Source organism: Pseudoalteromonas sp. MT33b (assembly GCF_014117385.1).
GTDB classification, from domain to species: Bacteria; Pseudomonadota; Gammaproteobacteria; order Enterobacterales; family Alteromonadaceae; genus Pseudoalteromonas; species Pseudoalteromonas lipolytica.
Genome location: NZ_CP059831.1, coordinates 2754199 through 2776530 on the forward strand (window position 1 = coordinate 2754199; position 22332 = coordinate 2776530).

General features: G+C 42.8%; 18 protein-coding genes and 1 tRNA gene. 5 read left to right on the forward strand and 14 right to left on the reverse strand.

The annotated features are described in order from the left end of the window. Positions 1–389: 389 nt before the first annotated feature. A tRNA-Leu gene (locus H3302_RS12455) sits at positions 390–474 on the reverse strand. A gap of 170 nt (positions 475–644) precedes the next feature. Further along, positions 645–2303: an acyl-CoA dehydrogenase family protein gene (locus H3302_RS12460; RefSeq protein WP_182395408.1), complete on the reverse strand. Its 1659-nt coding sequence runs from the start codon at positions 2301–2303 to the stop codon at positions 645–647. Between the two features lie 140 nt (positions 2304–2443). On the opposite strand from H3302_RS12460, the gene H3302_RS12465 reads away from it, so the two are divergent. Next, a complete protein-coding gene (locus H3302_RS12465) occupies positions 2444–2944 on the forward strand; it encodes an RDD family protein (protein ID WP_182395410.1) in 501 nt (166 codons plus the stop codon). Between the two features lie 114 nt (positions 2945–3058). Here H3302_RS12465 and lptG read toward each other — a convergent pair whose 3' ends face one another. Both lptG and lptF read right to left on the reverse strand, forming a co-directional pair. Continuing rightward, positions 3059–4126, reverse strand: a complete 1068-nt coding sequence (gene lptG, locus H3302_RS12470) for an LPS export ABC transporter permease LptG (protein ID WP_036966171.1) — start codon at positions 4124–4126, stop codon at positions 3059–3061. Continuing rightward, positions 4123–5235, reverse strand: a complete 1113-nt coding sequence (lptF, locus tag H3302_RS12475) for an LPS export ABC transporter permease LptF (RefSeq protein WP_036966168.1) — start codon at positions 5233–5235, stop codon at positions 4123–4125. Before lptF ends, lptG begins: the two co-directional genes overlap by 4 nt. 322 nt (positions 5236–5557) lie before the next feature. Here lptF and pepA point away from each other — a divergent pair, with 322 nt between their 5' ends. From pepA to H3302_RS12490, 3 genes are all read left to right on the forward strand, one after another. Beyond that, positions 5558–7072: a leucyl aminopeptidase gene (pepA, locus tag H3302_RS12480; RefSeq protein ID WP_036966165.1), complete on the forward strand. Its 1515-nt coding sequence runs from the start codon at positions 5558–5560 to the stop codon at positions 7070–7072. A gap of 126 nt (positions 7073–7198) precedes the next feature. Then, positions 7199–7645 carry a DNA polymerase III subunit chi gene (locus H3302_RS12485; protein ID WP_036966161.1) on the forward strand — a complete coding sequence of 149 codons (447 nt, stop codon included), beginning with the start codon at positions 7199–7201 and terminating at the stop codon, positions 7643–7645. 23 nt (positions 7646–7668) lie between these two features. Further along, entirely contained in the window at positions 7669–10524 is a 2856-nt protein-coding gene (locus tag H3302_RS12490) for a valine--tRNA ligase (protein ID WP_065979700.1), read from the forward strand. A 127-nt stretch (positions 10525–10651) separates the two neighbouring features. Here H3302_RS12490 and H3302_RS12495 read toward each other — a convergent pair whose 3' ends face one another. Beyond that, complete coding sequence (locus H3302_RS12495) at positions 10652–11929, reverse strand: outer membrane protein transport protein (RefSeq protein WP_036966153.1); 1278 nt, start codon at positions 11927–11929, stop codon at positions 10652–10654. A gap of 334 nt (positions 11930–12263) precedes the next feature. Here H3302_RS12495 and H3302_RS12500 point away from each other — a divergent pair, with 334 nt between their 5' ends. Beyond that, entirely contained in the window at positions 12264–12587 is a 324-nt protein-coding gene (locus tag H3302_RS12500) for a hypothetical protein (protein WP_182395412.1), read from the forward strand. Here H3302_RS12500 and H3302_RS12505 read toward each other — a convergent pair. From H3302_RS12505 to H3302_RS12545, 9 genes are all read right to left on the reverse strand, one after another. Next, positions 12547–13764 (reverse strand): HD-GYP domain-containing protein, encoded by a 1218-nt coding sequence (locus tag H3302_RS12505; protein WP_074988927.1) that lies wholly within the window; start codon positions 13762–13764, stop codon positions 12547–12549. The genes H3302_RS12500 and H3302_RS12505 overlap by 41 nt on opposite strands. Before the next feature lie 216 nt (positions 13765–13980). Then, positions 13981–14316, reverse strand: a complete 336-nt coding sequence (gene rraB / locus H3302_RS12510; RefSeq protein ID WP_036966145.1) for a ribonuclease E inhibitor RraB — start codon at positions 14314–14316, stop codon at positions 13981–13983. Beyond that, positions 14316–15029 (reverse strand): 1-acylglycerol-3-phosphate O-acyltransferase, encoded by a 714-nt coding sequence (locus tag H3302_RS12515; RefSeq protein WP_036966142.1) that lies wholly within the window; start codon positions 15027–15029, stop codon positions 14316–14318. Before H3302_RS12515 ends, rraB begins: the two co-directional genes overlap by 1 nt. A 140-nt stretch (positions 15030–15169) precedes the next feature. Further along, positions 15170–17467 carry a DNA topoisomerase IV subunit A gene (gene parC, locus H3302_RS12520; protein ID WP_036966139.1) on the reverse strand — a complete coding sequence of 766 codons (2298 nt, stop codon included), beginning with the start codon at positions 17465–17467 and terminating at the stop codon, positions 15170–15172. Between the two features lie 10 nt (positions 17468–17477). Then, on the reverse strand, positions 17478–18578 hold the full coding sequence (locus tag H3302_RS12525) for a sorbosone dehydrogenase family protein (RefSeq protein ID WP_036966136.1): 1101 nt from the start codon (positions 18576–18578) through the stop codon (positions 17478–17480). A 49-nt stretch (positions 18579–18627) separates the two neighbouring features. Next, positions 18628–20517, reverse strand: coding sequence for a DNA topoisomerase IV subunit B (parE, locus tag H3302_RS12530; RefSeq protein WP_036966132.1), 1890 nt, complete (start codon positions 20515–20517; stop codon positions 18628–18630). 33 nt (positions 20518–20550) lie between these two features. Continuing rightward, complete coding sequence (locus H3302_RS12535) at positions 20551–21111, reverse strand: YqiA/YcfP family alpha/beta fold hydrolase (protein WP_182395414.1); 561 nt, start codon at positions 21109–21111, stop codon at positions 20551–20553. Next, positions 21096–21878, reverse strand: a complete 783-nt coding sequence (locus H3302_RS12540) for a metallophosphoesterase (protein ID WP_182395417.1) — start codon at positions 21876–21878, stop codon at positions 21096–21098. The genes H3302_RS12535 and H3302_RS12540 overlap by 16 nt, the downstream gene beginning before the upstream one ends. Continuing rightward, positions 21865–22323 carry a DUF1249 domain-containing protein gene (locus H3302_RS12545; protein ID WP_036966122.1) on the reverse strand — a complete coding sequence of 153 codons (459 nt, stop codon included), beginning with the start codon at positions 22321–22323 and terminating at the stop codon, positions 21865–21867. Before H3302_RS12545 ends, H3302_RS12540 begins: the two co-directional genes overlap by 14 nt. Positions 22324–22332 lie beyond the last annotated feature (9 nt).

A 22332-nucleotide genomic window follows, 5' to 3' on the forward strand; every position in this document is an offset into this window, starting at 1 on the left:
GACACACAAAATCAGGGGTTATTTAATTACTCAACATTGTTTGAACACCTGTGATTAATAATAGAACAAAAAGGATTTTATAGGGGCAATCAGAGCATGCCAGAAGAAAATGAATGAAAGGTTAGCCATGGCATTATACTGAAAGCTGTCTTTATGCCCCCTCTTGCAAAAGGCACGAATGTTTAAAGTTGCGGTGGTTAAAAGATACGATGGCTAAAAGATACAGTGGTTAAAAGGTACGGTGGCAAAAAGACACGGTGCGCAGACTTTACTTGCCTAATTGCCACGCCCCGTGTGTTACTCAAAAACGCGAACACACAACATAAGACACATAACTGATTTATTTCAGACATAAAAAAACCCCAGCAAAAGGTGCTGAGGTTAAAAAGTGGTACCAGTGGGCGGACTTGAACCGCCACGCCCGAAGGCAACGGATTTTGAATCCGTCATGTCTACCAATTCCATCACACTGGCTTCATTTTTCTTTAACCTTCTAAACACGAGAAGATAAAGAAAAACCACTTTAGAGCAATAAGCTTTTTAACTGCTTTTGTCTCTATGCCAAGCATTATACAAAGAATGGGTGAGGCAGCAAGCGTTTTATGCGGCCTGATGAATCAACCGCACAATTATTAAACAAGTTGTTAACCAGTGTGCTTTGGCATCATTCGAGAAACAATGGCCTGACAGTCTATTTCATGGCTTAAACAACCATACTGCGAAAAGTGAGGACCTTTCAAACGGCTTGTTACAAATGCGTGTGCGATAATGGGTTCACCAAACTGCAAGAGCGTTGCGGCTTGCCAAAGCTGTGCTAAGCGCTCAATGATCCGCCGAGCCTGTATTTCTAAATGTGACGTATCGGTTAGTAATGCCTGCAATTCATCAAGCTTATCGGCGTAATCACTGTTTAGTGCACGTGCTTTTTCAAGCTCCTTCATAAGCGCCGTTAACGATTCTGGCTCGCGGTTAAACACGCGCATTAAATCTAAGCATTGCACGTTACCTGACCCTTCCCAAATTGAATTAACAGGGGCTTCTTTATAAAGGCGACTGGCAATATTGTCTTGCACATAACCTACTCCACCAATGCATTCCATCGCCTCGAAGGTGTGCTGAACTGCACGCTTGCAAATCCAGTACTTTCCAATCGCAGTCGCACTGCGAACGAGTGCAGCTTCGCTATCATCGTCTTGTTTATCAAGTGCGTGGGCAATCCGCATCGAGATTGCCAACGCGGCCTCTGCTTCCAATGCTAAATCAGCTAAGACATTCAGCATTAATGGCTGTTGATGCAGTTTTTTTCCAAAAACAGCGCGCTCTGATGTGTGCCATACCGCTTCTTTTACTGCTTGCATCATCAATGAACTTGAGCCGAGCATACAGTCATACCGTGTGAGTGCGACCATTTGAATAATCGTCTTAATACCACTGCCTGGTTCGCCCAACATCCAGCCATGCGCTGATCTAAACTCGATTTCAGAACTGGCATTTGACTGATTTCCTAATTTATTTTTTAAACGCTGAATATAGACGGCATTTTTTTCACCACTTTCAAGCCAGCGCGGCACTAAAAAGCACGACAATTGTGAATTAGGGGCATAGGCGAGCACTAAAAAAGCATCGCTCATGGGGGCTGAACAAAACCATTTGTGTCCTTCAAGCACGTAAAGCTGCCCTGCACCGCCTTCATTTAATGGTGTTGCTTTGGTGGTATTTGCTCGTACATCGGTGCCTCCTTGCTTTTCGGTCATGGCCATACCAATCGTAACACCTTGTTTTTCAAACCACGGCTTGTTGTCGCCATCATAATGATTGGCCAGTATTTTTGGCAGCCAAACTTCAGCGATATTGGCTTGACTGGCAATAGCGGGCACACTCGAAAAGGTCATCGTTAGCGGGCAACCTGACCCTGGGTCAGCATGATTATGTAGTACAGCCATCACCGCGCGTACAACATGACTGCCTTGCTTTTTTTGCTGCCAAGGTAAGGCACAGTGTCCTTGCGCTATGGCATGCTGCATAAGCTGATGATAACTTGGATGGTAATCAACATGGTCAATACGCTCACCAAAGCGGTTATGTGTATTAAGTTCAGGCAAATGCTTATTTGCCAAGAACCCAGCTTGTAACAGTTCCCCTCCCACCTGTTGCCCAAAAGCAGAAAGATGCGCTGTTCCCCATTGTCCCGCAAAACAATTTTGCCAATACTGCAACACGTCGTCAGCCTCGTACGCGTTATAGTTTTCAAGCGGTTTGGGTTGATTAAATACCACGTGGGTTTCACTCGAAGAAACAGACATAGAAGGGCTCTCTTTTTTATTATTTTTTCAACTATAGCAGGTCAGACCTGTTTGTCGACAAGCGAAACCCTCGCTAAGTATTTCTTGTTTGCTAAGGACTTTGCTAAACTACAGCGCAATTTAATAGGATGAGAGTGTTTATGTCAGCTGAGTTTCCTCGTGCCGATTTTTGGCGCCGTTTTGCCTCGTTAATTTACGACACCTTGGTTGTGATTGCCTTTGCAATGCTCACAACTGTGCTATACCTACTGGCTGTTCAGGGACTTATTTCACTTGATGTGTTGAGTATTGGCAATGCTGAGGATGTCTCAGCGTATATTCAAAACTCCCCTTTGCTTTATGGCATCCGTAGTGGATTACTGGTGTTAGTGAGCGTGGCATTTTTTAGTTACTTTTGGGCTAAAAGCGGGCAAACCATAGGCATGCGCGCATGGCGCTTAAAAGTACAAACCCTCGATGGTAAGCTGATTAGCTGGCAACAAGGTGCGCTAAGAGCAATATGTGCTTTATTAGGTTTGGGTAATTTAGTGGTGCTGATTGATTTTAAAAACAAACGTGCACTGCAAGATTACATAGCTAAAACAGAAGTAATTACGCTCACAAAAGAAGAAAATAAACGCATTTATCGCTCATTGGATTAGGCGCAGTTCGCTTAATTAAGCTTATTGGTGTAATCACTGATTGGTAAAGCGATACAGTAGATACAAAAAAGCGTGACTAGATAGTCACGCTTTTTTTGTAATTAAGTACGTTTACTACACACGCTTATTTAGCAAGTAGGTCGCAAAACCAATAAATAGAATGCTTGGCAACACCGCACCGACAACCGCTGGAATTTGATATACCATCACCACAGGGCCAAATATTTCATTGGTTAAGTGGAAGGTAATGCCGGTTATAACCCCCATAATGATTCGAGCGCCCATTGTAACGGTTCGCAGTGGGCCAAATATAAACGACAACGCCACTAATAACATCACCGCGATAGACACAGGCTGCATTACTTTGCGCCACAGTGCTAACTCATAGGTGCTGGTATCTTGTTCATTTTGTTTTAGGTAACTCAAATATGACCAAAGCCCAGTAAACGATAACGCTTCTGGTTTTACCGATACAACCCCTAATTTTTCTGCTGTTAACTGTGAATCGTAAAACTCTTCAGTTTGCTGTTCAGTGCTAATCTGTTCTGGCGTGATTTTAACTTTATTAACGCCACGCAACAGCCAACCATCTTTTCGGTTTACGGCTTCTTTTGCTTTCGTTATTTGAGTTAATTGCAATGACTTATCAAAATGATACATATGTACACCACGCAATACGCCTTGCTGATCAACATCTTCTATATTTATAAAGTTGCTGCCATCTTTTGCCCATACACCTTGTTTGGCATTAAAGACATCGCCCCCGTTAATAGCGTGGTTGCGTATTTCTTTCGCTTTAAGCTGTGCTTCGGGCGCTCCCCACTCACCAAGCGCCATCATACAGATAGCCATAAACATGGCTGTTTTCATTACCGAGGCAATAATCTGTAAACGCGACATGCCCGCGGCCTGCATCACCACCAACTCACTGTTTGATGCTAAAGCACCGAGTCCCGTTAAGCCACCAATGAGCGCTGCCATCGGAAAGAAAATAACCAAGTCTCCCGGCATGCTGTACACAGTGTAAATCAGTGCTGTCGCAATATCATAACTGCCACGCCCTACCGATTTTAACTGTTCAATAAATTTAATAAGGGTACTGATACCAACCAGCACCATTAATGCAAATCCTGTAGTTTGAATAATGCTGCGGCCTAAATACCAGTCGAGTGTTTTCATCATGCGCTTAACTCCCGCTTAGTCACCACTGCTTTTAACCATGCGCCGAGCGGGCGGCCTTTAATAATCAATAAACCACCAATAAACAAGGCAGATAAATGAATCCACCACAGCCCAATTGAAGGTGGTATTTTACCATCTTCAACAGCAAATTTAGCGGCATTAAGAAGGATGAAATACCCTAAATACAAGCTGATTGCAGGCACTAATTTAGCAAATTTACCTTGTCGTGGGTTAACCACACTAAGCGGAACGGCCAGTAAAGTAAGCAGTGGAATCGAAAGCGGTATTGCAATACGCCACTGCCACTGAGCAACCGCTTCTACACTTTTCATTTTAAATAAATCAAACGTTGGTACGGCTTCTAATTTACGGCGTTGATGTTCAATTTCTTGGTCTTGGATTTGTACGCTATAACCATCAAACTCTGTCAGGTTAAGCGCCGCAGATTCACCGTCTGTTTCATAACGCTTACCATCATTCAAAATAAGTTGTTGCTCACCGTTATCTTGTTCAATCACGACACCACGCTCTGCGTAGACTAACCGTGCCAAATCACCTTTCTCACGGTCAGGTAACTGGGCAACAAAAACTTTGTGAAGTTCTTTACCACCGTTTTCAATATTATGAATAAAGACAACGGCTTTTTCGTTGCCTGTTTGCTGAAAACGACCCGCTCGAAGTGCAGACAAACCAGCATCGGCTTTTGCTTGTTCTTTTAATTGATACTCTTGCTCACTCGCCCATGGTGCAATGTACAGTGTTAAGGCACCCGCAAGAATGGCCATCGCTGTACTTGAAATAAGCGTGACGCGCACAACATACCATTCACTGACGCCACAGGCTCTAAACACCGTCATTTCGCTATCGGCATAAATACGACTATAGGCCAAAATAATACCTAAAAAGATACTCAAAGGGAGAATAAGCGACGCAAGCTGCGGTAGTTTTAACGCGATCATCGAAAGCACAAGCTTTGCAGGAAGTCCTCCATCTGAGGCATCACCTAAAATCACCACAAACTTTTGCGACACAAAAATGGTCATTAAAGTTAAAAATACGGCGACCTGCGACTTTAAGACTTCAGTGGTCAAATAACGGAAAATTAGCAATGCTCGCCCCTGTTAAACATCGTGTTTCACTGGAATAGTAAGAAATTTTGAGTAAACTAGTTATTTTACTCACTTTATTATATGCCATCACAATTAAATATCATACCTAGCAAGAACATATAATCTTGCATTTATAGTACAGATGGCATCTATTATGTGATATTGATATTCACAATAAGATAAAGTTCAAAAACACGTAAATAGAGTCATAGTTTATGAGCTAATATTAGTGTTAATAAACTAAAAAATGTAAGAAAGGACTCGAAAATGAATTTCTTACCCTTATTTACTAAGGTTATACGACTCAAAATCAGGAGTGACAATGGAATTTAGCGTAAAAAGTGGTAGTCCAGAAAAACAACGTAGCGCATGTATTGTAGTTGGCGTTTATGAGCCACGTCGTTTATCGCCCATTGGTGAACAGCTAGATAAAATCAGCGATGGTTATATTTCAAATTTACTGCGCCGTGGCGACCTTGAGGGTAAGCCTGGTCAAGTATTGTTGTTGCATCATGTACCCAATGTACTGAGCGAACGCGTTTTACTTGTAGGCTGTGGTAAAGAGCGAGAGTTGGACGACAAACAATATAAACAAATCATCTCTAAAACCATTAACACGCTGAACGAGACAGGCTCTATGGAAGCGGTATGCTTTTTAACAGAGCAGCACGTTAAAAGCCGTGATACTTATTGGAAAGTACGTCAAGCCGTTGAAACGACACAAGATTGTTTATACACATTTAATCAGCTTAAAAGTAAAAAAAGCGACCCTCGTCGACCATTACGCAAAATTGTCTTCAATGTACCGACACGCCGTGAACTCACGATTGGCGAAAGTGCAATTGAGCATGGTTTAGCTATCGCAGCCGGTAGTAAATTATGTAAAGACGTTGCCAATATGCCACCTAATATCTGTAACCCAGCGTATTTAGGTGAGCAAGCACAAGAGCTTGCCGACAACTTTGACAATGTCACGGTTGAAATTATTGGTGAAGAAAAAATGGCTGAGCTTGGCATGAATTCATACCTTGCTGTCGGCCGTGGTAGTGCGAACGAGTCTGTGATGTCGGTAATTAAATACCAAGGTGCCGACAAAGACCAAGCCCCTATCGTACTCGTTGGTAAAGGTTTAACCTTTGACTCTGGCGGTATTTCAATCAAACCAGGCGAAGCCATGGATGAAATGAAATACGACATGGGCGGTGCCGCTGGGGTTATTGGCACAATGCGCGCATTGGCTCAAATGCAGTTACCTATTAATGTGGTTGGTGTGCTTGCTGGTTGTGAAAACATGCCTGGTTCAAATGCTTATCGTCCGGGTGATATTTTAACGACAATGTCAGGTCAAACTGTTGAAGTATTAAATACCGATGCAGAAGGCCGTTTAGTGCTGTGTGATGCACTCACCTATGTTGAGCGCTTTGAACCCGATACCGTGGTCGATGTAGCCACCTTAACGGGTGCCTGTATTATTGCGCTTGGTTCGCATGCAACGGGGTTACTTTCAAATCATAACCCGCTTGCCCATGACTTACTTAAAGCATCTGAGCAAAGTGGCGACCGCGCATGGCAGTTGCCACTGTGGGATGATTATCAAGAACAACTTGAAAGCCCATTTGCTGATTTCACCAACTTAGGTGGCCGTGCAGCTGGGACAATTACTGCTGCGTGTTTCTTGTCTAAATTCACCAAAAAATACAATTGGGCGCATTTAGATATCGCTGGTACAGCATGGCGCAGTGGTGGTAAAAACAAAGGTGCAACGGGTCGTCCGGTGCCAATGTTGACACAGTATTTACTAAACCGTGCTGGCATTAGCGAAGCAAGCCACGACTAAGCACGTTATTTACAGAGTAAGTAACGCTAAATAAGGCGCCAAATGGCGCCTTATTAATTGAAGCAATACGCGTTCTATGTCAAAATCTCTGCTTTGATCTGTGTATCTGTGGGGACGCCCGTCACAATGAGCATGAACGCACAATTTTACGTTCTAAAACAAGATGATAACAGCCAGCAAGCTGATAAAGCGTGTTTTGATCTTGCCGCTAAAATCGCTGCGGATCAGTATCGTCTTGGTCATCGCGTATTTATTTACGCCGATAACATCGACACGGCCCACACAATCGACGACATCATTTGGTCATTTGAACCAGATAGTTTCATACCACACAACCTACAAGGTGAAGGCCCTAAAGGCGGCGCTCCAGTAGAAATTGGTATGACGCCACCTGTCGGCAACAGAAAGATATTAATCAACTTAGCTGAACACCTGCCGGATTTTATTCGCCGTTTTCAGCAAGTTTTTGACTTTGTTCCCGTTGAGCCAACCGCTAAACAAGCTGCCCGTGAGCGGTTTAAAAAGCTTCGCCAACTGGGCGCCCATATTGCAACGCAAGAAATTGACATTTAAGCATTTATTTAAGGTTCTGTGTAATGGATAAAACCTACAATCCGCAAGATATTGAACAGTCTTTATATCAAGACTGGGAAGAAAAAGGCTACTTTAAACCATCTGGCCAAGGTGACGCATACTCAATCATGATCCCGCCACCAAACGTCACGGGTAGCTTACACATGGGCCACGCATTCCAAGACACTATCATGGATACGCTAACACGTTTAAAGCGTATGCAAGGCAACAACACATTATGGCAAGTAGGTACCGACCACGCAGGTATCGCAACACAAATGCTGGTTGAGCGTAAGCTTGCTGCCGAAGAAGGTAAAACACGCCATGACTTAGGTCGTGATGCATTTATCGACAAAATTTGGGAGTGGAAAAATCACTCTGGCGGCACAATTACCAAACAATTACGTCGCTTAGGTGCGTCAGTCGATTGGGACCGTGAACGTTTCACTATGGACGAAGGTCTATCTGAAGCCGTAAAAGAAGTGTTCGTACGTCTTCATAAAGACGATTTAATCTACCGTGGTAAGCGTCTAGTAAACTGGGATCCTAAGTTACACACAGCCATCTCTGATCTTGAAGTTGAAAATAAAGACAAGCAAGGCCATATGTGGAACCTTCGCTATCCACTCGCTGATGGCGTAAAAACACAAGACGGTAAAGACTACATCATCGTAGCAACAACGCGTCCAGAAACCATGTTAGGTGATACTGGCGTGGCTGTTAACCCTGATGATGAGCGTTACCAAGACCTGATCGGCAAAGAAATTTTACTGCCTATCGTCAATCGTCGTATTCCTATTGTTGCCGATGAACATGCCGACATGGAAAAAGGCACGGGGTGTGTGAAAATCACGCCAGCGCACGACTTTAACGATAACGAAGTAGGCAAACGTCATCAACTGCCTATGATCAACATCTTCAACAAAGATGCGGCAGTATTAAGCCAAGGCGAAAGCTATACTTTCGACGGTAAAGAGCTGGCGCTTGATGCACCTATTCCTGAACGCTTGCACGGTCTTGACCGTTTTGATGCACGCAAGGCAATTGTTAGCGAATTTGAAGAACTGGGTTTATTAGAAAAAATTGAAGACCACAGCCTAACGGTTCCTTACGGTGACCGCTCTGGTGTGGTAATTGAGCCTCTACTAACAGACCAATGGTACGTGCGTGTAGCACCGCTTGCAGAACCAGCCAAAGAAGCCGTTAAAAACGGCGACATTAAATTTGTACCACAACAATATGAGAACATGTACTTCTCGTGGATGAACGACGTACAAGATTGGTGTATTTCACGTCAACTTTGGTGGGGTCATCGTATTCCAGCTTGGTACGACAACGAAGGTAACGTGTATGTTGGCCGTGACGAAGCAGAAGTTCGCCGCGACAATAACATTGCTGATAACGTGGCGCTTAAACAAGACGAAGACGTACTTGATACATGGTTTTCATCAGCACTGTGGACCTTCTCAACACAGGGTTGGCCTGCAAACACAGATGATTTAAAAACCTTCCACCCTTCAGATGTATTGGTAACCGGTTTCGACATTATCTTCTTCTGGGTTGCGCGTATGATCATGATGACCATGCACTTCATCAAAGATGAAGACGGCAAGCCACAAGTTCCATTTAAAACCGTTTATGTCACCGGTCTTATCCGTGATGAAAACGGCGACAAAATGTCTAAATCAAAAGGTAACGTACTTGACCCAATCGATATGATTGACGGTATCGACCTTGAAAGTCTCGTTGAAAAGCGCACTGGCAACATGATGCAGCCACAGCTTGCGAAGAAGATTGAAAAGAATACCCGTAAAACATTCGAAAATGGTATTGAAGCACACGGTACAGATGCCCTACGTTTCACATTAGCGGCAATGGCTTCAACAGGCCGTGACATAAACTGGGATATGAACCGCCTTGAAGGTTATCGTAACTTCTGTAATAAACTATGGAATGCGAGCCGTTACGTATTAATGAATACGGAAGAGCAAGATTGTGGTTTTAATACTGAGGCTGAAAAGCAGTATTCACTGGCTGACCGTTGGATTTTAGGTCAATTTGAAGCCACGGTTAAAACCTACACAGAGCACCTAGAAAACTACCGTTTTGACCTTGCTGCAAACACTATCTACGAGTTCACATGGAACCAGTTCTGTGATTGGTATTTAGAGCTTACTAAGCCGGTATTATTCAAAGGCAACGAAGCACAACAACGTGGTACGCGTCATACTCTTATCACGGTATTAGAAAGCTTACTGCGCTTAATGCACCCAATGATGCCTTATATCACAGAAACAATCTGGCAACGTGTTGCTCCGCTGGCGGGTATTGAAACTGCAAACACCAGTATTATGGTGCAAGCTTTCCCTGTATACACAGCTGCAAACGTCGACAGCCAAGCAATGGACGACCTAGAGTGGGTTAAACAGTTCATTCTAGCTATCCGTAATATCCGTGGTGAAATGGATATTAGCCCAAGTAAACCATTGTCGGTTTTACTGGCTAATGCATCAGATGAAGACACGCGCCGTTTAGCTGATAACGAAGCATTCTTAGCATCACTTGCTAAGCTTGAAGCGTTCACGCTGCTTGAAAATAAAGACGATGCGCCAGCGTGTGCAACATCGTATGTTGGCAACTTGGAAATCATGATCCCAATGGCTGGTTTAATTGATGTTGAAGCTGAGCTTGGTCGTATTGCTAAGCAGCTAGAAAAAGCTGAAAAAGGCTTAGCGCAAGTACAAAATAAACTTGCCAACGAAAAGTTTGTGAACAACGCACCTGAAGCAGTTCTTGCTAAAGAGCACGCTAAGCTTGCTGAGTTTACAGATGCAAAAGACAAACTATTAGCGCAAAAGGCGAAAATAGAAAGCCTATAACGCCATACACTAAGCGCGATTAATTCGCGCTTACAAAAAAGCCGCATCATGGTATTTCATGATGCGGCTTTTTTAATTTCTAATAAGTATCAGCGATTTTTACACAGTATAAAAACCGCCTTAAATATTAAAATGTGTAGTTATACTGAGCACCTAATAGTACAGCATGACCTTTTGATTCATATTCCCATGAAACATTTTGGCCAAGTGACGCTGCTAAACTATCTTTTTCAGTGAAGTTTTGTGTTTTACCACGAAGAATACTCACACCTAAGTCGATATTTGAGTTTTCGCTGAATGCGTAATTACCACCGAACGAGAACCAGAAACGGTCTGTATCAGGAATAGAGATTGAAAGGTGTGATTGATCAGCTGGCGATTCATCGTAAGCAATACCTGCACGAAGTAATAACGCATCGCTGTACTGATAGTCAGTACCAATTGAGTAACGCATTGAATCAGAGAAATTCTCTTCTTTAGAGAAAACAGGCGTTTCACGGCTTGGTGTATACGCTTCTAATTTCTGGAAGCTATCCCAACCAGTCCATAAAATGCTGTAGTGTACGCCTAGCTTTTTGTCTAATTGGTGTGAACCAGAGAACTCAGCAATCGCTGGTAATGTTAATTTTAGCTCGCCAGGTACAGTCATGCCCGCTAAACCACCCACAGCTGCAGGTAATTGGTTTGAGTACTCACCTTCAAAATCGATATCTGTTTCGCTGCGGTAGCTAAAGCCAAAGCGGTTATTTTCATCAAGTTGGTACATTGCACCCACGTTCCAACCAAAACCATAATCGTCACCTTCAAGGTGAGCAATTTGCGTATTCGCAGGGATACCAAATGGGTTAGCACCGGCATTACGAACTACTTTTGCATCAGCGTAAACATAGTTTAAGCCAAGACCTACGCTGAACTGCTCGTTGATTTTGTACGATGCACTGGCATTCATGTTAACAGTTACGATTTCAGTTTCACCCGCAATCGAGCCTGCCGCATAGTCGTCATTAAACTCAGTTGAAAGACCAAAGTTAGAAAAAGCACCAAAACCTAACGACACTTTGTCATTTAATGGCATGGTGAAGTAACCCGCAGGAATAAATGCAGATGGAGCGATGCTATCATCATCAATTGAGTTTGCATCTAAACCATATGCAGCGCTCTGGCCTTTTAAGCTTACGTCTGGAATAACAGCAATGCCTGCCACTGAAATTTGCTTGTCTTTGAATAAAGACATAAGTGCAGGGTTACGAGCTACAACTGAAGCATCATCAGCAACGGCTGCTTCACCTGCGTATGCACGGCCTAAACCCGATACATTTTGCTCTGCTAATTGGAAAGCTGCAGCAAAGCTGTCAGCAGAAACAACAGCAAGTGATGCTGCAATTAATGTTTTAGTGAACTTCATAAATCTGTGTCCTCTTGCAATCTAATGCGTTAGCGATACCAATTTATAGTGCAACCAGCTAGTTAGCTTTTAAAGTTAGCGCTAGATGTTGGTATTAGATGTTTTATTCTAATAATTACAAACTTTCGAACATTACCTTAATTAAGATCAAAAAACTGTAATTTTTCGTTAGAAATAGGTAAAAAACCCACATTTTAACAACAAGATAACAACTTATTAAAACTCATCAGATCTCTGGTAACAAACAGCAATTGATATCAATTATCATTTGCATTGACATCTTTTTAGCATCGCTTTAGACTAAAAACAGTGTGTTAATGGATCAGGCATGGTTATGGAAATCGCTTTTATTTTTACTGCATTGCTCTTATGTGGAGTCAGTGTTTACTACTTCTGTAAAGCAAACTACTGTGCTTGCACCAAAGCCGGTGAGTGCGATAACCCCGTTAATCAGTATTGGTTAGGTGCGATGTGCAGCGCGGTTATGTCGTTATTGTTGTGTTGTGTTGCTTTGCATGTCGAAAAAGGCACATTATTGTGGCTGGTATTAATGGTAAGTTGTTTTAGTGGTGCATTTATTTCAGCTAAACGTAATGCCAAAAAGCGCTGCACTAAAGCTAAACAAGCAAATGCTCTTTTAACAAACGAGCCAAATTAAGCTGATAATCAAGCGGTTTGATACTAGCAACAATCTTTAATTCATGGTTTTCGCTTAAATTAACATCTTTAGCGGTAATATGGTGCTTGTGTTTAGCATTATAAAATATTTTTACTTTAGGCTTTATAGGGTTCTCGTGATTCCCTTCCATCACTAACGCAAGGCGTTCATTGTTAAGCTTAACAATTGTGCCAACTGGATGTACTCCCAAGCACTTAATAAACCGCTGTACAAGTTCTGAGTCAAACAGGTGCTTATTAGCCAACAAGTAACGTAATGCCGAGATAGGCTCTTCGCCTAATTGATGAGGGCGGTCTGCTGTCATTGCATCATACACATCGACAATGGCCATCATTCGCGCTGGCCGACTCAGCTTTTCAGCGCCAATGCCACGCGGGTAGCCACTGCCATCTAAGCGTTCATGATGATTAACGACCATATCAAGCATTAAAGGGCTAATTCCCTTTTCACCTTTAATCACACCTAAGCTTTGTGCGACATGTTTTCTAACAACCTGCATTTCTGTGTCATTCAATGCACTGGGCTTTGATAGCACTCCTTGCGGCATTTTTGCTTGCCCTATATCATGCAAAAGCGCCCCCATAGCAAGCTCTTTTATCGTTTTTTCTTTGTAGCCTAGATACTTAGCAAACACACTAACTAAAATTGCGGTATTAATCATATGACGCCAATTATAGATATGCTTGTCTTTAAGACGCGTTAATATCGTCAGCGCATTGTGATTTCGAAACACAGAGCCGACAATATCAACCGCAATATCATCTAATAAACTCATATTCATTTTCAGACCCGCGGTGATGTCTGAGTAAAGTGCTTGTAATTTACGGCTGTACTGTTCGTAGTGAACACTCGCCTTAAGAAACTCCTGCTCAACCGTTACAGCGTGCGACTTAGTATTAAGGGCGTCAGTTTGCTCTACAATTGGTTTGCTTGGTTCTGCAACTGGTTGGTATTTTTTAGGAAGCGCAACATCACTCTGAGCAAAATCGATAAGGAGTTCTTCAACGCCCTCAGAAATTAAACGCTTAATAATGGTTTTATCACGCACTAAACCACGCGTTTTTATTTTAATGCTGTTTATGTGTTCTTGTTGCTTACTGACACTGTCAACAAACATCCCTGGTACAAGTTCGGCAATCGGTAAGGTGATTAACATAAAAAGGTTAGTGCATAAAAAATCGAGTTTTCATTATCGCCCAACCGAAAAAAATGTCTATAGATCAAGTCTCGAATACGAAATAGGTATGAGTTAATTTTAGAGGTTAGAGGTTAGAGGTTAGAGGTTAGAGGTTAGAGGTTAGGAAATTATAAGCGCGATTGTATATCGCGCCATAATTCAGACAGTAACGCGGGGTAAACCCGCTGCTACATTTTATTCCTGAAAGTATGTGCCCCAACCGTCATACTCAACGTCACATTGCTGTGCAAGAGCTTCTAATTTATCAACATCTTCCATTATGACTTCAACGTCAAGCTCAGCTTCAACAACGACGTCAAAGCTCCATACTTTTTGGCCATCTTCTAGCTCAAGTTCTGCAGGTTCTTCAACATCGTAGCCAAGTTTAAATGCGGCTAGCGCAGCTTGCTCTAATTTTTCGAAGTTTTCACTTACGAAGTGATGTTCAACTTCATACAGTACTTCAGGATCTGAGCCATCTTCAAGGAGTGAAGTAACAATGTCTTCACTAATTTCGCGCCAATTTTCCATTATTTATTTCTCACTTGAGCATCTAATTCAGTTATTTTAGCAGCCATAATATTATGAACATGCGACGCATGCTCACGTGCAGTTACGTCTTTATCAAGATAAATCGGCGCTAACATTTCAAGGTAAATTGTACCATTGTCTAAGCGGTTTAGCTTAATAGTTTTATGCGTGGTACTCATACAAACAGGCACAATGGGAACATCTGCACTCATTGCGGTATGAAATGCCCCCGTTTTAAAAGGCAGTAAACCGCGACCATAACTCCGAGTTCCCTCTGGGAACATCCACACAGACAGACCTTTTTGCTTTATTTTTTCGGCTGATTTAGAAATGGTACCCGCTGCTTTTGAGCGGTTTGCACGGTCAATTAAAATATTACCTGAAAGCCAGTATAGCTGACCAAAAAACGGAATCCACTTTAAGCTTTTTTTACCAAGGCTGACGCAATTTTCTGGCACCATCGCGGGTAAGGTGAATATGTCGTAGTTGTTTTGATGATTTGCTACATACACTGCTGGACCCACATTTTTAGCGTCAGGGTGATAAGTCAGCTCAAGCTTAACGCCTAGCAACACCGCCATTTTACTAAACCAACCTGAAACAATGTGCACATTATTATTGTGAAATGGTTTAAAAATGCATAAAAGCAAACCAAACACACAGCTTAGAACAATAAATAACGCCATGATAATAATACGAAAAACAGCTAACAAACGGATTCTCCTCGAGTAAATCAGCGCGCATTATAACGTGAAATATGTCATTACCATAGCTTTTGGCGTACATGTGTGCGCTAAGATATTAATCTCTTTTCGTTGCAATAAAAAAGGCCTGCTTAGCAGGCCTTCTTAATTTATTCACTCAAATCTGTTGAGGATTCGTCTGGTTCATCGGTGTGTGTTATTTCTACCACCGCTTCATCTACACGCTGTAACCCTCGTGGTAGCTTATTACCTCGTCGACCGCGCTCACCATGATAATGCTCAAGATCACTTGGTTTTAAGGTTAATTTACGCTTGCCTGCATGAAGTGTCACACTGCTGCCCTCTGGCACCACCGCAAGTACTTTTACAAACTCTTCACGGGCTTGTACTTTTGCACTAGGAATAGAAATAATCTTGTTTCCCTTGCCTTTGCTTAGCTTAGGTAAATCACGTAATGGGAATAACAGCATACGGCCTTCATTTGAAATCGCCATACAGTAATCTGTCGCAACATCACTCACACGGATAGGAGCAAGTAGTTCTCCGCCTTTAGGCACACTAACCAACGCTTTACCATTCTTGTTCTTACTAACAAGATCTTTAAAGTCGCTAATAAAGCCATAACCTGCATCTGAAGCCATCAATAATACTTGATTGTCTTCTGCCATCACCACATGTTCAAAGTTAGCCCCAGAGCTTAAATTAAAGCGCCCTGTCATTGGCTCACCTTGGCTTCGCGCTGACGGTAAGCTGTGCGCATCCGTGGCAAATGCTCGACCACTTGAGTCAAGGAACACCGCAGGCTGGTTGCTCTTACCTCGCGCCGATGCTTTGTAGTTATCGCCTGATTTATAACTGAGTCCTTCCACATCTAAATCATGGCCTTTACCGACACGTGCCCAGCCTTTTTCAGACAGCACAACAGTGACTGATTCTGATGGAATAAGATCTTTCTCGCTCAACGCTTTTGCTTCAACACGCTCAACAACAGGCGAACGACGATCATCTCCGTACATTTCAGCAGCTTCTTGAATTTCTTTCTTCATTAACGTCGACATACGACGATCTGAGCCTAGCGTTTGCTCTAATTTATCACGCTCTTTGGCAAGCTCATCCTGCTCGCCTTTAATTTTAAACTCTTCAAGTTTTGCTAAGTGACGTAGTTTTAATTCTAAAATCGCTTCGGCTTGCGTGTCTGTTATTGCGAAACGCTCCATCAGCACTGGCTTTGGCTTATCTTCAGTACGGATGATTTCAATCACTTCATCAATATTTAAGAAAGCAGTTAATAAACCTTCTAAAATATGTAAGCGCGCAAGTACTTTATCTAAACGGTACTGTAAACGACGACGTACTGTTTCACGGCGGAACGTTAACCATTCAGTTAAAATGCTGAGTAAATCTTTTACTTGTGGGCGTCCATCTAAACCCAGCATATTTAAGTTTACGCGGTAGTTCTTTTCTAAATCGGTTGTCGCAAATAAGTGAGCCATTAATGGCTCTGCTTTAATGCGATTTGAGCGCGGTACAATAACGATACGCGTTGGGTTTTCGTGATCAGATTCATCACGTAAATCTGCCACCATTGGCAGCTTTTTCGCATTCATTTGCGCAGCTATTTGTTCAAGTACCTTAGCACCTGAACATTGGTGCGGTAGCGCCGTAATAACAATATCACCATGTTCTTCGGTGTAGATTGCACGCATTTTAATTGAACCACGACCAGTTTGATAAATTTTACGAATATCGTCTTTTGGTGTGATGATCTCAGCTTCTGTTGGGTAATCAGGCGCATGCACTAATTCCAGCAGTTCTTCGATTTCAGTTTTTGGTTTATCGAGTAATAAACAACATGCACTCGCCACTTCACGCACATTGTGTGGTGGAATATCGGTTGCCATCCCCACCGCGATACCCGTCACACCATTAAGTAAAATATGCGGTAAACGAGCAGGCAGCACCATCGGCTCATCTAATGTGCCATCAAAGTTAGCCGTCCAATCAACAGTTCCCTGCCCAAGCTCTTTAAGTAAAACTTCTGAGAACTTTGATAAACGTGCTTCGGTATAACGCATGGCAGCAAATGACTTAGGGTCATCAGCGGCCCCCCAGTTACCTTGCCCATCCACCAGCGGATAACGGTAAGAAAACGGCTGCGCCATTAAGACCATGGCTTCGTAACATGCGCTGTCACCATGTGGATGGTATTTACCTAAAACATCACCCACGGTACGCGCTGATTTTTTATATTTTGCTTGTGCCGATAAGCCCAACTCACTCATCGCATAAATAATACGGCGCTGTACAGGTTTTAGACCATCGCCTACATGCGGTAAGGCGCGGTCCATAATGACGTACATCGAATAATTTAAATAGGCGTCTTCAGTAAAGCGCCCCATTGTTTGTTGTTCTATGCCCTGCATCAGCAAGGTATCTGTATCACTCATTAACGCTTACCTATTTTTTCTTAGCGCTAACGCGGTAAATCGCATTAGCGTAATCGTCTGAGATCAATAAGCTGCCATCTGCAAGTTCTGCAAATGCAACTGGGCGACCAAATGTTTCTTCATTTTGCATAAAGCCAGTAATGAATGGGGTGTACTTTGTAATACGGCCTTGTTCAACATTGGCTAGCATGACTCTATAACCCGACTTTTTCGAACGATTCCACGAACCATGCTCAGCAACAAATAACTGTTCTTTGTAGTTGGCCGGAAATTGCTTACCGTTGTAGAAATGAATACCTAATGGTGCAACATGCGCCCCCAGCGCCAGTGCAGGTGATTTGTAATCAGCAATACGCTTACCTTTGCCAAATTCAGGGTCTAAAATAGCCCCTGCATGCACATAAGGGAAACCGTAATGAGCGCCTTCTTCTCCTTCACCTACTCGGTTAATCTCGCATGGAGGCATGTCATCGCCCATCATGTCACGGCCATTGTCACTGAACCAAAAAGCATGGGTAGTTGGGTGATAATCAAAGCCCACTGAATTACGTACACCTTTGGCAATCGTTTTAATTTCTTTGGTATCAACATCCAAAGAGAAAATACGGCCGTACTTGTCATCTTCTGCACAAATATTACACGGTACACCAACAGGAACAATTAACTCCCCCGTTGGCGCAAAGCTAATAAACTTCCAGCCATGGTGACGATCGGTTGGGAACTTATCGTAAACCACCTCAAATTTGGGTGCTTTTAAATGTTTATCAATTTCTTTAAAACGAATAATACGTGACACTTCAGCAACGTATAAATCGCCGTCTTTTATTGCTAAACCCGACGGCATTTCGAGCCCTTTGGCAATCACAATTTTCTTATCTGCTACACCATCACTGTTATGATCGATAAGCGCATAAACATTGCCCGCTTTTCGCGAGCCGACATACACAATGCCTTTTTTAGAAACGGCAATTTGACGCGCATTCTCAACATCATCTGCAAATAAACTAACGTTGAAGCCATCAGCAACCGTTAGTTTATCTAAAATATCTTTTGCCATCACTGGCGCTGACAACAAGCTCAGTGATAATAATGAAGTCAGTATTTTTTTCATTTTTCTTGCCTTTTAATTCATTTTCAGCAACTAAGTTGCAGCTCTATATTTAAACTTGTGCACGATTACCGTGATCTTCTAGCCACTGACGACGGTCTGAAGAACGCTTTTTAGCAAGCAACATGTCCATCATTTCCATGGTTTGCTCTTCCTCATCAAGTGTTAGCTGCACTAAGCGACGTGTATTAGGATCCATGGTGGTTTCGCGTAATTGCAGCGGATTCATCTCACCAAGACCTTTGAAGCGTTGTACATTAACTTTACCGCGTTTTTTCTCTGCTTCTATCCGGGCTAAAATGCCATTTTTTTCGTCTTCATCAAGGGCGTAATACACATCCTTACCAATGTCGATTCGAAATAAAGGGGGCATTGCCACGTACACATGGCCTTTTTTGATAAGCGCAGGAAAGTGACGCACAAACAATGCACACAACAAGGTGGCAATGTGTAATCCATCCGAGTCAGCATCCGCTAAGATACAGATTTTATTGTAGCGCAGACCTGATAGGTCACTTGAATCAGGGTCAATGCCGAGTGCCACCGAAATATCGTGAACTTCTTGCGATGCCAAAATTTGCCCAGACTCTACTTCCCACGTATTTAAGATTTTACCTCGCAGCGGCATAATCGCTTGGAACTCGCGATCACGTGCTTGTTTAGCCGAACCACCCGCCGAGTCACCCTCAACTAAAAACAGTTCAGTGCGGTCATTATCTTGCGCGCTGCAATCTGTTAACTTACCAGGTAATGCAGGGCCTGAGGTAATGCGTTTACGCACTACTTTTTTGGCTGCACGTAAACGACGTTGCGCATTAGAAATACATAAATCGGCAAGTAACTCGGCAGTTTCGGTATGCTCGTTTAACCATAAACTAAATGAGTCTTTCACCACACCAGACACAAATGCAGCACATGAACGCGAAGACAGCTTTTCTTTTGTTTGACCTGCAAATTGCGGGTCTTGCATTTTAACTGACAGCACATAACTACAACGCTCCCAAATATCATCTGGGGTCAGTTTTACACCACGTGGCAGTAAGTTTCTAAACTCACAAAACTCACGCATCGCCTCTAAAAGCCCTTGGCGCAAGCCGTTTACATGGGTTCCGCCCTGTGCGGTTGGAATTAAGTTTACATAGCTCTCGGCAATCGATTCACCACCATCAGGTAACCACACAACTGCCCAATCAGCGCCTTCTGTTGAGCTGGCAAACTCACCTATAAACGGCTCTTTAGGCAAGACATCAAAGCCTTTTACAGCCTCATTTAAATAGTCTTTTAGGCCTGTTTCGTAGTACCACTCGAGTGTTTCTTTAGTTTGCTTATTGGTAAATTTGATGCGCAAACCTGGGCATAATACGGCTTTGGCTTTTAATAAGTGATTAAGCTTGGTGATCGAAAAGTTCGCTGAGTCAAAATAGCTGGCATCAGGCCAAAAACGAACCGTTGTCCCGGTATTACGCTTACCAACCGTGCCAATTACGTTTAAGTCTTCGACTTTATCGCCGTGTTCAAAGGCCATTCTAAATTGCTGCGCATCGCGGCGAACAGTCACTTCAACACGAGTAGATAGCGCATTCACAACCGAAATACCTACGCCGTGCAAACCACCTGAGAATTGATAGTTCTTATTTGAGAACTTACCGCCTGCATGTAGCTTGGTAAAAATAAGCTCTACCCCAGGAATTCCTTCTTCAGGGTGAATATCGATTGGCATCCCTCGGCCATCATCAATGACTTCTAATGAGTTATCTTCATGAAGAATGACATCTATTTTTGTTGCATGGCCTGCCATTGCTTCATCGACACTGTTATCGATAACCTCTTGGCCTAAATGATTAGGACGCACCGTGTCGGTATACATACCAGGGCGGCGTTTAACAGGTTCTAACCCGTTTAAGACTTCAATTGCTTCGGCGTTATAATTTTGCTGACTCATAGTTTTTATATCTTTTATGCGCTTAGCTATGTTTTACGTGATTTTAAGAAAATCTACAATACTTGCAAAGGTTTGTTCGAAGCCGATAAAACTATGATCGCCTCCAAATTCAACGCGTTGCTTACACTGAGAATAATATTTAACCGCCTCTTGATAAGGCAGTACTTCGTCGCCTGTTTGCTGTAACAAATAGAGTAATGACGGCGTTTTTATTTGCGCTAAATACAAGCTGCGCAATGCATCCATATGCCGCTTATCAAGCTCATAATGAACATTTTGATACGGGTTATAGTTTGGCCCCAAGAGATTATCAAGCAGCTCAAAAGGACGAACCGCGGGATTAATGAGAACAGCAGGGAGGCCATAACGCTGCGACAAATACGTCGCATAAAACCCACCAAGCGAACTGCCTAACAACACGGTATCTGCCGTGATGAGCTGTTCTAGCTGTAGCATGGCATGCAATGGCTCATGGGTTAAACGAGGCACTTGATAGTCAACATCAAATTGCGCCATATGCTCACCAAAACGCACCGCTTTATAGGACTTTTCAGAGCTGTTAAAGCCATGAATATAAATTACCCGTTTAGCCATACTACATCCGTTGTTAACTGCACGCTATGCGTATCATCAAAGTTTAGGGTAATTAAACGAAAAGCAGGCCCTAAATCCTCTTGCTGCCACTGTGTAGTTTGCTTGGTAAACTGGATGGAGCTTGCGGGTGTCGCGTATATATTCAAGCCGCGAAATGCATACTTATAATCATGATGAACGTGACCATGAAACAACGCGATGCAGTGATGAGTGTTCACCAACGCATTTAACAATTGCGGGCCATTTTCAAGGAGGTGTTTATCGAGATAACCGTTTATAGGTAATGGGTTATGATGACAAAACACCACACTAGGTATGTCATCCACTCCCTTACTAAGCTCCTCTAAATGCGCCTGCTTTACCCACCCCGCAGGTGTTGCGCCTTTCGAGTTAGCCAACAATAATTGCCCACCCTGAAAAGTAATTCGCTTATGGCTTAAAATGTGAGAACCCGCAATCGCATGGTATTCCTGTAATTCATCGTGATTACCCGGCAACCAAAATACGGGACACAACAACGGTGAATCCGCAATTAGTTTAGCGAATAACTGGTATGAATCGCTGCTATGATCTTGCGTTAAGTCACCACCAAATACAACGCAGTCGACTTGATGCTCTGCAATTGCGGCTAAACAACGTGCAAAATACTCTGCGGTATTAACCCCAAAGTACTCGCCACTTTGATCTTTAAATAAGTGGCAATCTGTAATATGGGCAACCGTTAACTGCGATTTTTCAAAATGGTAAGCGTCGCTAAACCAAGCCATTGTTAACATCCCAATTTAATACTGCGCGACCATTTTCAACACAAGCCACTAACCAGTCATATAAAAAAGCATTCAGCTGATATTTCTCGTCTTTTTGATGCATATTTGGATTAGGATAAGCATACGAAGGTTTAATGCGCTGATGAAAATCATGATGAATTATTTCGGCGACTTTCGCATCATGGTACATACGAACGGTTAAATACAGCGGTTTAACCGAATGTACGTGCCCCGCTTCCTGGCTAATCGAGATATCCATGGTGTACTTTGCTGTATTGTCAATTTTGACCACAAAAGTACTACTTCCCAACTGAACTTTACGTTCTTGGTCAACTTGACGCTCTTGAGGAAGTAACTTTAATGCACGCACATAATTGTGCTCACACAAAGTTAAGTACTTAGGTAAGCTCTGAATGTAACGTTGTTCAGCCGTGACGTACGTCAAAATGCCCCC

Coding starts and splice junctions, on each gene's coding strand:
- H3302_RS12495 (WP_036966153.1), bottom strand. CDS start 11,929: ATGAAGTTCACTAAAACATTAATTGCAGCATCACTTGCTGTTGTTTCT.
- H3302_RS12490 (WP_065979700.1), top strand. CDS start 7,669: ATGGATAAAACCTACAATCCGCAAGATATTGAACAGTCTTTATATCAA.
- H3302_RS12500 (WP_182395412.1), top strand. CDS start 12,264: ATGGAAATCGCTTTTATTTTTACTGCATTGCTCTTATGTGGAGTCAGT.
- H3302_RS12465 (WP_182395410.1), top strand. CDS start 2,444: ATGTCAGCTGAGTTTCCTCGTGCCGATTTTTGGCGCCGTTTTGCCTCG.
- rraB (WP_036966145.1), bottom strand. CDS start 14,316: ATGGAAAATTGGCGCGAAATTAGTGAAGACATTGTTACTTCACTCCTT.
- H3302_RS12460 (WP_182395408.1), bottom strand. CDS start 2,303: ATGTCTGTTTCTTCGAGTGAAACCCACGTGGTATTTAATCAACCCAAA.
- H3302_RS12525 (WP_036966136.1), bottom strand. CDS start 18,578: ATGAAAAAAATACTGACTTCATTATTATCACTGAGCTTGTTGTCAGCG.
- H3302_RS12485 (WP_036966161.1), top strand. CDS start 7,199: ATGAGCATGAACGCACAATTTTACGTTCTAAAACAAGATGATAACAGC.
- H3302_RS12505 (WP_074988927.1), bottom strand. CDS start 13,764: ATGTTAATCACCTTACCGATTGCCGAACTTGTACCAGGGATGTTTGTT.
- H3302_RS12535 (WP_182395414.1), bottom strand. CDS start 21,111: ATGGCTAAACGGGTAATTTATATTCATGGCTTTAACAGCTCTGAAAAG.
- lptG (WP_036966171.1), bottom strand. CDS start 4,126: ATGATGAAAACACTCGACTGGTATTTAGGCCGCAGCATTATTCAAACT.
- parE (WP_036966132.1), bottom strand. CDS start 20,517: ATGAGTCAGCAAAATTATAACGCCGAAGCAATTGAAGTCTTAAACGGG.
- parC (WP_036966139.1), bottom strand. CDS start 17,467: ATGAGTGATACAGATACCTTGCTGATGCAGGGCATAGAACAACAAACA.
- H3302_RS12540 (WP_182395417.1), bottom strand. CDS start 21,878: ATGGCTTGGTTTAGCGACGCTTACCATTTTGAAAAATCGCAGTTAACG.
- pepA (WP_036966165.1), top strand. CDS start 5,558: ATGGAATTTAGCGTAAAAAGTGGTAGTCCAGAAAAACAACGTAGCGCA.